Source organism: Colwellia sp. Bg11-12 (genome assembly GCF_014076955.1).
GTDB lineage: Bacteria > Pseudomonadota > Gammaproteobacteria > Enterobacterales > Alteromonadaceae > Colwellia_A.
Map to the genome: position 1 here is coordinate 42053 of NZ_JACGUZ010000058.1, position 11830 is coordinate 53882.

14 protein-coding genes are annotated in these 11830 nt (G+C 36.6%); 6 read left to right on the forward strand and 8 right to left on the reverse strand.

Translation table 11 applies throughout. The features are described from left to right. Positions 1–30 precede the first annotated feature (30 nt). From tyrS to H4J39_RS05755, 6 genes are all read left to right on the forward strand, one after another. Positions 31–1236 (forward strand): tyrosine--tRNA ligase, encoded by a 1206-nt coding sequence (tyrS, locus tag H4J39_RS05730; protein ID WP_182226473.1) that lies wholly within the window; start codon positions 31–33, stop codon positions 1234–1236. Between the two features lie 405 nt (positions 1237–1641). Continuing rightward, a complete protein-coding gene (locus tag H4J39_RS05735; RefSeq protein WP_220462130.1) occupies positions 1642–1908 on the forward strand; it encodes a hypothetical protein in 267 nt (88 codons plus the stop codon). Positions 1909–2327: 419 nt separating this feature from the next. Continuing rightward, a complete protein-coding gene (locus H4J39_RS05740; RefSeq protein ID WP_182226417.1) occupies positions 2328–2939 on the forward strand; it encodes a DUF4136 domain-containing protein in 612 nt (203 codons plus the stop codon). Further along, positions 2932–3399 (forward strand): hypothetical protein, encoded by a 468-nt coding sequence (locus H4J39_RS05745; protein ID WP_182226419.1) that lies wholly within the window; start codon positions 2932–2934, stop codon positions 3397–3399. The genes H4J39_RS05740 and H4J39_RS05745 overlap by 8 nt, the downstream gene beginning before the upstream one ends. A gap of 68 nt (positions 3400–3467) precedes the next feature. Next, positions 3468–3791 carry a ribonuclease E inhibitor RraB gene (locus tag H4J39_RS05750; RefSeq protein WP_182226421.1) on the forward strand — a complete coding sequence of 108 codons (324 nt, stop codon included), beginning with the start codon at positions 3468–3470 and terminating at the stop codon, positions 3789–3791. Positions 3792–3947: 156 nt separating this feature from the next. Further along, positions 3948–4559 carry an outer membrane beta-barrel protein gene (locus H4J39_RS05755; protein WP_182226423.1) on the forward strand — a complete coding sequence of 204 codons (612 nt, stop codon included), beginning with the start codon at positions 3948–3950 and terminating at the stop codon, positions 4557–4559. Positions 4560–4612: 53 nt separating this feature from the next. On the opposite strand, the gene H4J39_RS05760 is transcribed toward H4J39_RS05755, so the two are convergent. From H4J39_RS05760 to H4J39_RS05795, 8 genes are all read right to left on the reverse strand, one after another. After that, on the reverse strand, positions 4613–5251 hold the full coding sequence (locus H4J39_RS05760) for a trimeric intracellular cation channel family protein (protein WP_182226425.1): 639 nt from the start codon (positions 5249–5251) through the stop codon (positions 4613–4615). Positions 5252–5256: 5 nt separating this feature from the next. Further along, on the reverse strand, positions 5257–6240 hold the full coding sequence (locus H4J39_RS05765; protein ID WP_182226427.1) for a cobalamin biosynthesis protein: 984 nt from the start codon (positions 6238–6240) through the stop codon (positions 5257–5259). Positions 6241–6272: 32 nt separating this feature from the next. After that, a complete protein-coding gene (gene mtnN / locus H4J39_RS05770; RefSeq protein WP_182226429.1) occupies positions 6273–6983 on the reverse strand; it encodes a 5'-methylthioadenosine/S-adenosylhomocysteine nucleosidase in 711 nt (236 codons plus the stop codon). A 422-nt stretch (positions 6984–7405) separates the two neighbouring features. Continuing rightward, a complete protein-coding gene (locus H4J39_RS05775; RefSeq protein ID WP_182226431.1) occupies positions 7406–8080 on the reverse strand; it encodes a DUF2726 domain-containing protein in 675 nt (224 codons plus the stop codon). Positions 8081–8254: 174 nt separating this feature from the next. Further along, positions 8255–8884, reverse strand: coding sequence for a dUTP diphosphatase (locus H4J39_RS05780; RefSeq protein WP_182226433.1), 630 nt, complete (start codon positions 8882–8884; stop codon positions 8255–8257). Between the two features lie 84 nt (positions 8885–8968). Then, positions 8969–9538 carry a hypothetical protein gene (locus tag H4J39_RS05785; protein ID WP_182226435.1) on the reverse strand — a complete coding sequence of 190 codons (570 nt, stop codon included), beginning with the start codon at positions 9536–9538 and terminating at the stop codon, positions 8969–8971. Positions 9539–9680: 142 nt separating this feature from the next. After that, the gene (locus tag H4J39_RS05790; RefSeq protein ID WP_182226437.1) at positions 9681–10985 is read right to left on the reverse strand and encodes a hypothetical protein; all 1305 of its coding nucleotides are present in this window, start codon (positions 10983–10985) and stop codon (positions 9681–9683) included. 45 nt (positions 10986–11030) lie between these two features. Continuing rightward, positions 11031–11822: an outer membrane lipoprotein-sorting protein gene (locus H4J39_RS05795; RefSeq protein WP_182226439.1), complete on the reverse strand. Its 792-nt coding sequence runs from the start codon at positions 11820–11822 to the stop codon at positions 11031–11033. Positions 11823–11830 lie beyond the last annotated feature (8 nt).

The following is an 11830-nucleotide window of genomic DNA, read 5'->3' on the forward strand; positions in this document are numbered from 1 at the left end:
ATTATGACTATATTTTTTGGAGCTAAGTCGATGACTGATGTCAGCCAAGCGTTTGCTGAAATTAAGCGTGGTGCAGAAGAAATTTTGCTAGAGAGTGAATTACTAGAAAAATTAAAAACGGGTAAATCACTAAAAATTAAAGCAGGGTTTGACCCTACAGCACCAGACTTACATTTAGGTCATACGGTATTAATTAACAAGTTGCGTCAGTTTCAGCAGCTTGGCCATGAAGTTATTTTCTTAATTGGCGACTTTACCGGTATGATTGGAGATCCAACGGGTAAAAACGTTACGCGTAAAGCATTAACTAAAGAAGATGTGCTCGCGAATGCTGAAACGTATAAAGAACAAGTTTTTAAAATTCTAGATCCGGCTAAAACAACCGTGGCTTTTAACTCTACCTGGATGGAGAAGCTCGGTGCTGCCGGTATGTTAAAATTAGCTTCTCGTCAAACCGTTGCTCGTATGATGGAACGTGATGACTTTAAAAAGCGTTACACCAGCGGTCAATCAATTGCGATTCACGAGTTTATGTACCCTTTAGTGCAAGGCTGGGATTCAGTCGCACTAGAAGCCGATGTTGAACTCGGCGGTACTGATCAAAAATTCAATTTACTGATGGGGCGTGAATTACAAAAATCAGAAGGTCAACGACCACAAACTGTTTTAATGATGCCACTTTTGGAAGGTTTAGACGGTGTACAGAAAATGTCTAAGTCGCTAAATAACTATATTGGCATTACCGACAGCCCAACAGAAATGTTTGGTAAAATCATGTCTATCTCCGATGTGTTGATGTGGCGTTATTACGAACTATTGAGCTTTAAGCCGATGGAAGAAGTAACCGCTTACCGAACAAAAATTGCTGAGGGAATGAACCCTCGTGATGTTAAAATTGATTTAGCAAAAGAATTAATCGCTCGATTTCATGATGATGCAGCAGCAGAAACGGCTCATCAAGAGTTTATTAACCGTTTTCAAAAAGGTGCTATGCCTGATGAAATTGAAGATAAAGTGGTTAACATACAAGACGACAGTGGTGAAATTGCTATTGCTAACCTATTAAAAGAAGCCGGATTAGTGGCAAGTACTTCAGATGCCATGCGCATGATTAAACAGGGTGCAGCTAAAATTGAAGGTGAAAAAATTACGGATAGCAAGCTTCGTATTGCTTTGGGTACGACGGCTATTTATCAAGTAGGCAAGCGAAAATTTGCTAAAGTAACAGTGAAATAATACAAAATATTTTAGTTATATTTAAAACCAGTATTCTTACTGGTTTTTTTATGACTAAAATAAACATTCATCTCTTTAATTATTTCATCATTGTATACACTTTACGTAAATGGTTTTATAAATAGAGACTGTTGAAATTCATAAATTCATAAATTCATAAATTCATAAATTCAAAAGCTTAAAAAACCTTCGTCAAAAATTTTTACACTGCGCTCTACTATTACAGTATTGATAGTATAATATTGTGCTAGCCTATTGTTAAAAAACAAAATTTTAATAGTGGAATAATATGTGCTTAAATATAAGTTGTCGAGTTAAAATAATTAACTGTCAAATTCCACTCATTTAAGTTGTAGAGTCATCATTTTGTTAAACCAAATAGTAAATACAGTATTGAGCCGCAATATGGGAAATAAACCTGAGAGAAATAACTTAATTGAACGGCGGCATTATCTTGTTGGGGACGAGACAGAGCCCGAACAGAATTGGAAAAAATTGACGCTAGCACAACGTTTTGCAGCACTCAGTTTAACTAAATATGGTTACGAACTTAGGTTTACCCGTTTTACATCAAGTGGTAGCACAGCTGTACTGATGTTAAAAAATGGTACCCCAGCAACGATAAGTGAAGATGGCGATATTAACACCACGCCGGATATTCATATTCGATAGCGGCTACTTCCATATTTCCTCTATCAATTTAGCACATCATTGAGATTGGTCTCATTTCCGGTTCTAGACTTTTAAAGGGATACTGCCAAGTTCACTTTTTGGAAAAGACGACTTTTCAGTGATAATATCTGAGACTCAATCAGTAATATTTAGGATCTGTGTAGAGGAGAATTTGATTTTTATTTTGCTCTCAAACTCGAAAAATTCATCGTTAGCCATAATCGTCCATATAATCTCAAACATTATGCGCAGTCACAAATGATTAATGGCTAAAAAATCAGTAAGTACAGATATTACTCGTGTTAATGTAAATTATTTTATTAAAACGTCACCGCAGCTATTAGTTACGCAAATAGTTGTAATTTTTTTTCAGCAAGGTAGTCTAAAGTTTAACTCTCTTGCGATTGATGTGCTTACTCTTGATTAAAAATACTCAGCCAAAACGCTTTCGTATTAATTTTTTAATGACCTTTCTATGCGTTACAGCTTTTATGCTTTTAGGTTGTACTGCACCTGAATCTGCGATTTCAAAATATCAAACCAATTTTAATTTTTCACAAGTAAACAGTTACGCTTTTTATAAAAGGAATTCTGACTTTAGTGAATTTCAAAATATCAGCGATACCACGAGAAATAGTATTGAACTGGCGATAGAGCAAGTATTAGACAAAAATGGCTTTATTTATAGGTTAACAAATGATGCTGACATTATTGTTACGTATCATATGGTTAATGACAATAGCAAAGAGCTTTTAAACTATAATAAAGGTGTCGCTTATTGTTCCTTTTGTTTACGTGGTGGTGAAGCGCAAAAAGACAAAAAACAGTGGCAAATTAGGCCAGGAAGTTTAATTATTGATGTTATAGACCCAGAGCAAAAACGTTCAGTTTGGCGTAGTGTTTATTATTTAAAAATTAATGACAAAAAAGATAATAGTGCAGAAACACAGATTAAAATATATCAAGCTATTGATGCCATGATAAAAAAATATCCATATTCACGTAATCTAAGTACGGCTGATAATGCTTAAATGGCTAACGATAACATTGATAGCTGTTGTGGTTTTTGCCACACTTTTATTAGGTTTAGGCTACTTACTAAAAGAACATAAAATTACCACAACACATTTAAAGCAGCAACTTGACCAAGAGCGCGCTGAAAAAAAGCTAAAACAAAAAGGTAATACCTTTATTGAAACATCCCTTATTGACGTTGTTAATAAACAAAGCCTTCCCAGTAAAACAGCCTATTTGACTAAGCAAAAAATATTGATTGAAAATTTAACATGTTCTTCAAAAGTGCAATGTGTATTAGTTGAGATCCAATTTGCAGATTTACATTGTCCCTTTGCTATTAATAAGATTGGTGCCTCTTTACTGGCCAAAACAGCTGAAGATATAAGTAAGGTTGGAAAATGTCCTCGTTATCCCACGAACAGTCAATTAAGTTGTCTGAATAATTTATGTACCTATGGAGACATTAATAATTGACTCTGCTGTGGAGTTGCAGAAAATAGCGGTTTATAATAACAATACTTTTTACAGAGATAATAACCTTTATGACATTCCCTAACGATGAAACGGGCCAAGTTTTGGCTGAAATGCAAGATGCTGGTATTGATTTATCTATTGTTCATCCCGTCGTGTTTTTTCAACTCTTCGAAAAAAAAGAACAAGCGCAAGCAATGGCTGATTACTTAACGGAACATGCGCCAGAAATTGAACTCGTCATTCACCCTGATGAAACACCCAATGTTTGGGATTTAGACTGTACCGTCAAAATGCTGCCTTGCTACGACGCTGTTGTTGCCCAAGAAGCACAATTTGAACAAATAGCTGCAAAATATCAAGGTTATAATGATGGCTGGGGCATTGATGCATAAAGTAATGCAGTAGCTTTTGGGTAACTTGCACAACTTATTAGAAATCTAACATAAATAAACATCTTCCCAACACTTGTAAGACAGAGTGTTGGGAACTTCTCAATCATAATAACGCCATCTTAATCCTAACGTGATTAACAACTAAGGAATGTTATTATGAAACGCTCAAATACTCTTGCCACACTATTATTAACACTTTCAGCAAGTACGTTTTCAATGAATGCTTTTGCCAATACCGAACTAGAATCACGACACACCGTAGGTTTACAAAATGGTGGTGGTGGTATTGAATATAAAGGTAAAGACACTGATGGTGAAGGTGTTGGTCTTAGCTATCTTTATTATAATTATCAATTTTCTCCGAGTTACTATTTAGAAGTAGGTTTAGTTGGCGCTGCCGATATTGACGATTGGGAATGTAAAGAAAAGTCAGGAAATTCCTGGGATTGCTTTTCAGATTACGATAATAATTTTGACTTGCAAGCTGATAATTTCGAATATGGCGCCGTTGTTTTAGCGCTAAAAACAGACTTGTCTTTATCAAAGCGCAACCGTCTGTACGCCAAAGTAGGTGCGGCATTTTATGATTATAAAATTGATCTAGACCACACGCGTATTGCCGACGAAAGTGGAACAGGTTTGTTCTTAGAAGCCGGTTGGGAATATCGCTGGGATAACGGTTTTGGACTTAATGCGAGTTTGCAATATCAAGGTGCTGGCGACCTAGATATTGATACCTTTAATGTTGGTATTAGCTACGCATTTTAAAGGGACAGCTTATCTATAAATTACCACAGTCGTCGACATAAAAGACTGTGGTATTATTTATTTTCTTTTTGTTCTTCTTTTTCTGCTATGTGAAAGGCAGGCAGGGAAACTCGCCAATATATAGCGGCGAGTCTGAGTGTTAGCGCCCCCAGTATGGCTAAAATGATAGCGACATCTTCAGGCCATCCTAAATGATGAAATAACGCATATAAACTTCCGCCTAATATTGCTGCCGTAGCATAAATTTCTTTTTGTAAGATCATTGGAATAACATTACATATTACATCACGGATCATCCCACCAGCGACACCGGTAATAGTACCCATTACAACAGCAACAGAAATTGGAGCACCTAAACTTAATGCTTTCTCTGTACCTAATACCGCAAATAATGCCAAGCCGAAGGCATCAGCAATGAGCAAAAATCGCTTTGGAATACGCTTAGGGCGTCGAATAATTACTATGGTTAAAACAGCGGTAACTAAAATGACATGAAGATAAATGGGGTCGGCAACCCAGAATACAGGAGCATCTAAAGTGATGTCACGTATGGTGCCGCCGCCAATGGCAGTAACAGAAGCTAAAACAACAACGCCAAAAGGGTCGAGCTTATAGCGCCCAGCCATTAATGCACCGGATAAAGCAAAAACAATTATGCCAAATAAGTCTAACCAGTAGAGTAATTCATACATGTGAGCTACCTATTGATATTAAATGAGTAAATGAATAATGTCAGCATTGCTAAAAATAGAAAACAAAAATAAAACACTTGTCTGATACGGCTACTTGCATGAATTATATCTGTAGCTTGGGGTTGTCTACCATGATCATTGTAACTTGTTTTACGTAGCTTTATATTTTGGTACATAGCGACACCACCAAGCTTAATTTCTAAAGACAGTGCGAATAAATTTAATAAGTAGCTGTTATTTAATTGAAAAAAGTATCGGCGACTGAGCCTAAAAAATAAAATAAAATTTTTGCCAATACAGCCAAAAAGCAGTACCAATGAAAAAATACGACTAGGTAACCATTGAATAATATTAACAATGAATGCCACACTGTCACCAAAAGGCTGAAAATTACTTTGTTTATGATTCCAGCTGTAATGCATTTCAATCAGTAGTCGGCTAACTAATGCGGCAAGTGGGCCAATAAGCAAAAAGATAAAGCTAATGGTGAATAAATTTTGCATCGCTCGAAGTAATAACATTTCAATACAGCTTTTCGCTAAACCCAAAGACGAAAGTTGCTCTGTATCTCTTAATAACCAGGGATTTAATAACTGTTTAGCTTCAAAGTTTTTGTTAGCAACAACTAATTTAGCAATTTCTTTACTGGTTTTTCCTAGATGGAGATCACCTAAAGCAAGATAAAGTAAAAAGCTCTGCCAAAGCCAAGTTGCTTCAACAAAAGCTTCAAATAACCACAGAATAATAGTTAAAGGTGCTAGTGTAACTAAAATAGCAATAAAGCCAGAGATAAAACGCTGACGAGCACTGTTTTTAGTTTTATTGACCTTTTTAGCTAACTGATCACAAAAAAAACGGAAAAACCGTAAAGGTTCATGACTGGCTAAATAATGGGTAAAATACTTAATCAAAATCACACCATAAAGCATGACAACTGAATAGGCGAAAGGGCTTATCTCAATTAAGTTTGTTAGATTATTAGCAGTCATATTTAGTTTTTAACTTAGTGTTAATAGAGTTATTAATTTAACTGTTTACCCTGTAATGCCTTCAGCATATTCTCAACTAATTGAGATGAGTTCACGGAGGCTGTTTCTAAATAAGCTTCAAATGAGGTAGGAGACTCCTTACCTGCAATATCAGACATAGATCGAATCACAACAAAAGGTATATTAAATTGATGACAAGTATGCGCTATTGCGGCACCTTCCATTTCAACTGCTGCCATGTTCGGGAAATTAGCACGCGCTTTAGCAATATCTTCGTCGGCGGTCATAAAGGTATCACCCGTTGTGATTAAGCCAAGTAATGTTTGTATATTCTCAAGCTTGGCAACGCCTGCTTGCGCTGCACTAACAAGTATTGGGTGAGGAATGTAAGCGGCAGGGTTTCCAGGTAACTGACCTATTTCATAGCCAAATGCGGTTACATCAACATCGTGATATCGAACTTCTGTACTAATAACAATGTCGCCCACTTTTAATGATTGCTCGAAGCCACCAGCAGAACCGGTATTAACGATGTAATCAGGTTGGAATTTATCAATTAAAATGGCGGTAGCTAATGCGGCGGCAACTTTACCAATGCCTGATTGTACAATAACAACGTCACTGCCATTAAGTTGGCCTTGATAAAAGGTATAGCCTGCATGTTCTGTTGTTGTCGAATTTGTTAACTTTGCTTTTAAAATAGCAACTTCTGGCTCCATTGCGCCAATTATCCCAGCTTTCATTTTATTTCCAATTCATTGATAAGTTCTGATAAAACAATTATAACGTGAAGATTAACGTATGTCGTATATTTATGTTCAGGATGAACGGTATAACGCGGTGCCATGGATGGCAAGGAGCGTGTATGTTCGCTTTGAACGTTATAACGCGGTGCTATGACTACATGGATGTAGGAAGTAGAGTAACGCAGGAGCAGTTACCGAGATGGCAAGGAGCGTGTATGTTCAGGATGGCCTTTCTCAGATCTCCTGTCTTTCTTGTCATGAGTTCATTAGGCACAAGATTATACATCAACGATATATTACGATTACATTGCCACTCTTAGCCTTCATGGCATTAATACTGCTATATCTAAAGGAAAAAAAAGCCAGCGATCTAAATCACTGGCTTTTTATTTAAATTAATAACTTATCATTCTACAATGTTAATGAGGTAATGCGGCTATTTGTGGTGCTGGAATATGTTGAGACATGGCGTTACTTGCAGATGCGCCTAATTGTGCTCGAGCTGCTATTGGCGACAATGCACCAACGGTTTCTCTATTTTTGTTAGGACGAGGTTTAAGCATAGGAGCAGGAATAATTTTTCCTTTAATTTTGGGTTCAGGCGGTCTATTGCCTAGCAGTCTACTGTAAATACAAGCGCGGATTTCGTCGACAGTATAATTAGTTTTAACTTTTATGCGAATATGAGGAATTGAAGACGATTCTAATGCGCCACTGACAAACCAGTCTTTTTTAATTTTATAGCCCTTACCTTGCGTATCAACTAAATCGATAACACCACACAGTTTCATCGTTTCACGGTCACAGATTGCAAAGTCTAAGTATTTACTGTTTGCGTTTGCTACCGCCGTTTGGCTTGCTCTGCTTGAAACACCATGACGAATAGTGACAATGTCGGCCAGTTTAACACGGTTAACAATACGGTACTTTCCGCCAAGCGCTTGTTCTAACAAATTCTGAAAATTTTTCTCTGCTGGCGTAAAAAGACTTTGCTTTTTATCAAAGGGAAAAGGAAAACTATTGTCATTCAAGCGGCTAGCTAATAAAGCAACAATAACAATTAGGCTGATCATGGCAAATAGAATTAATTCCATACACTGCTCCGGCGGTTCAAATTCTTGACGGTACTCTTAATAACAGTTGAATAAGCAGTATTTGTGCCATAGATCTTAATTTTCGTAGATTGTTTTATCTTGAGAGGAGGGGCAATAATAAAAAGACCGAAGATAATACTTATCTACGGCCTTTTTTAGGTTTATAGCTAAGTCTTATGAAGGATACTTTGCTTCAAGAGCTGCATAAAGTTGTTGTTGAAAATCACTAGCACCCGCATCTAATGTATTAACTAATTTAGCTAATACTTCGTTGTCTTCTTCTCCATGCCAAACTTTTATGTATGTACCTTCTTTATAACCGTGGTCTTGGCGGAAGAAGTTTAGTGTATTCTTGCCAACATATTGACGAAATAATTCATCAAGATCCATATTCATTAAACGCATACAGTCGGCTAAGGCGATAGCATCGAAACTTTTATTAGTTACTGCGGCTGATGCTAAGTGCTCAAGCGCGATTTTAAAATCTTTTTCATCAGAACTTTGCGTTAACTCTATTGCTAAGGTGTCAGTGATATTTTCAACCGTTGCGCCAGTCATTAAGCGAAGGCTTAAGCCAAAATGAAAAATATCAACTAATTCTAATTGTACTTGAGCGACATCAATCTCTTGATGTTTCCACCATTTCCAACCGTGATGGTCTAACATTTCAGCACACTCAACCCAAATGGCGCGATACCATTCATAACCATTTTCTTGCCATGTCTCACTCACGCGAGAATTCATCGCGTTTTGCATGGTTAGCATTTGCTTTATTTGATTTTGTGCTGCTGAATTTTCGCTCATTTATTTCTCTATTAATCGTAAATTTCTATTAACACTATTTTGCCGCAGCAGAAAGAAACAAGCAATTAATCGATCACAATTTCATTAAAAAACGATAGCTAATTCAATTCCACTAAAAGTATTGTTTTCTGCTTGCCAGTTATAACCACTTATTTCACGAAAACGAACAAAGCCTGTTACTTTTATTTGTTCAATCATAAATGAACTCCCAATACCTACATAACCATCTATATCGTTGTCAGAATAAGCAGGGTCAAAATTATCGTTTTCGAAATCGGTGTTATACGTTTTCTTGTGATGCAGGTAATCGTCGTCACTTCGGTCATTAAAGGCAAGTTCAAGCAGGTCAACGCCAAATTCTGCATAAAAGCTAAAGTCAGCGAAGTAACCAAATTTCATACCACCTTCCCATGATATAAAACTATGTTGATAATTAGTTTTATCAGTAACTTGAGCATAGCCGATCGAGCTTGTAACTGAAAATCCTAAATAGCTATTAAGTGCACGATGAATAACTTCGGTGCCAATACTTGAGTAATAATCGCTGTCGTTAGCATCATGATGAAGATAAATAATAAAGTCATTTGATTTTTTAGCGTAACAATTGAAAGAAAAAAGTAGGTTAAAAAAGATGAATATAATAATTTTTTTCATAATAAGCTCAGCAAAATATTTGAAGCTATTTTCTTCTGAATGCTCGTAAGTTTCAGTGATCGAATCGTTAGTATATGCTGAAAAACTGTAAGTTATTGTCAGATTGATACTGACGACATCAGGCCTTAAGTGGTGGCGTCATTTAAAACTGGGCTTTTACTCTAAGCCAAGCATTACTATTTTGTTGATGTTGGCCAAAAAAGGTATGTTTTTCGTCACCCCAAAACAAATTAGCACCGGCTGAAAATAACCACTGGTCGTTATAACGGTAGGTTACAGAAGGTTTTAAGTAACCGTCGTTGTCTGTTGGCGAATAAAAATTGAATAGGCTATAAATTAACTTTTGCTGAAAGGCTCTGTACGTGAGACGAAAAGTTAATAATTGACGGTATTCATCAACTTCTGTTGCTGGTGTGACTGAATTAACGATAAATTCATTATAATGTTTCGTTTGCTCAACATAGAACTGCACGCTGGCGGTAAGGTTTTTAATGACCTCGCTTTCAAACCCGACTAGAAATCGGTTTTGACCATTAGCAACAAAGGGATCACTCCCACTATTATCTTCAACACTGTTATAGCTAGCATATTCAGCATTAAATAATCCTCCCGCTAATGGTAACCTAACACTTGCTCCCCAAGCATTCATTTTGGGAAAGTAAGGCTGTAATTGCTGGTTTTGATTTTCTGATATACCAACAGGTGTTGTCCAGAAACCTTTATAGCCATAAAAAGCATATTCGGTGCCATTCTTGTTGGTTGCAATACGTGCTGAATATTGTGTCTGATTATTTTTTTGTACGCTAAAATCAGCCGCCGGAGCAACAATATCTTGCGCTTGTGGAGAATAAAAAGAAAAGCGCTCGCCCGTTAAATAAACATCGGGTGTGAACGTTGGCGTCCAAGTAAAATCAAGTGAATAACCACCGATATACCATGTACCTTTAGCGCTGTCTGAAGGGGCTTTTAAGTATTGATCGTCACGCCCTGAAAAGAATGATTGCCAGTTTTTAGCAAATAAGTCATTTAGGAATATATAATCTCCGGTACCCCAGGTCAAAATTTGTCGACCCACTTTAACGTCAGTATTATTACTTGGACTAAAACGGATATTTAATTCGCGCGTTTCCCAAAAAGTATCGGCTAATACATTGTCATAAATTAGCTCACCTTTTGAAACCAGCTCAAAAGACTCATGACTGTAATCAATATTTAAACGTGCTGCTATTTCACCTAGCGACAAATTCGATTCAACAATATTATTTTGTAATAAATAACCATAGCCAGCTTCAACAAAACCTGAAAGCTTCCAGGGTGAAACAACTTTTTCACCCCAGTCATCGCTCGCCCAATCGTCTAGTTCACTTATTTCTAAGTTACTAGCCAAACTTTGCCAAGCCATCAGTAGGCTGCTTATGAGTAAAATATATTGTGATGATTTATGCACGATAAGCGTGTCCATGTTTGGTGATAATTAAGTGCATTTTTTATCTTAATCTAACCATGCCTTTGGCGGATTACGTAAACTACGTTCAGAAAAAATATCATCAGGTAAGCCGACATTATATTTAACGTTTCGAAATTGCATTTCAGTATAACTGCCATCGTTATGTTGGGTTATTTTTGAATGCATGACCGTGGCAAAACCATCAATAATTTCAGTTTTTAATACTTCAAGTGAGCGTGATTTTTTACCTTGGCTGTTATAAAAATCAACGTGCATAGGTAAAAAGGTACGCTTATCAATGTTAACAATATAGTGCTCGAACTCAACACTGTTTGGATCTTTAGGTTGAGCTTTAAGGGTATAAAACTTATCGTCAGTTTTTAGTAAAGTAAAGTTGTCTTCTGCAGGATTTCTACCTGAGACATCTTCATAAAAAAAATGCGCGCCGACAAAAGAGGTACGTTTATCACCAGCTGAAATCCGTTTAACTAAATCTAGTGCTGGTAAATATAGCCAGCGGTCATCATCGCTTGCTACTTTTTTTACCACCCTAAATACTGTGCCTTGGACATCAGTAGGGCGAGAGAAAAACACCAAAATATCTTGGTTACCTAAATCTGCTTGGTCTTTACGCAAGATAGTAAATTGTCGCATCTGTTTATTACCCTGCGCATCAACAATAATCATTCTCGCTTGAGCACTGCCGTCGTCTGCAGAATAATATGAGGCTAAATTTGCTTTAGTAATAATTTCATCGGCGTTTGTTAAGTCGCTCGCATGGGTCATAAAACTTAAAATAGTCCCTGCAATAATGAAAAGAGTTGATAAATATTTCATTTGTATAT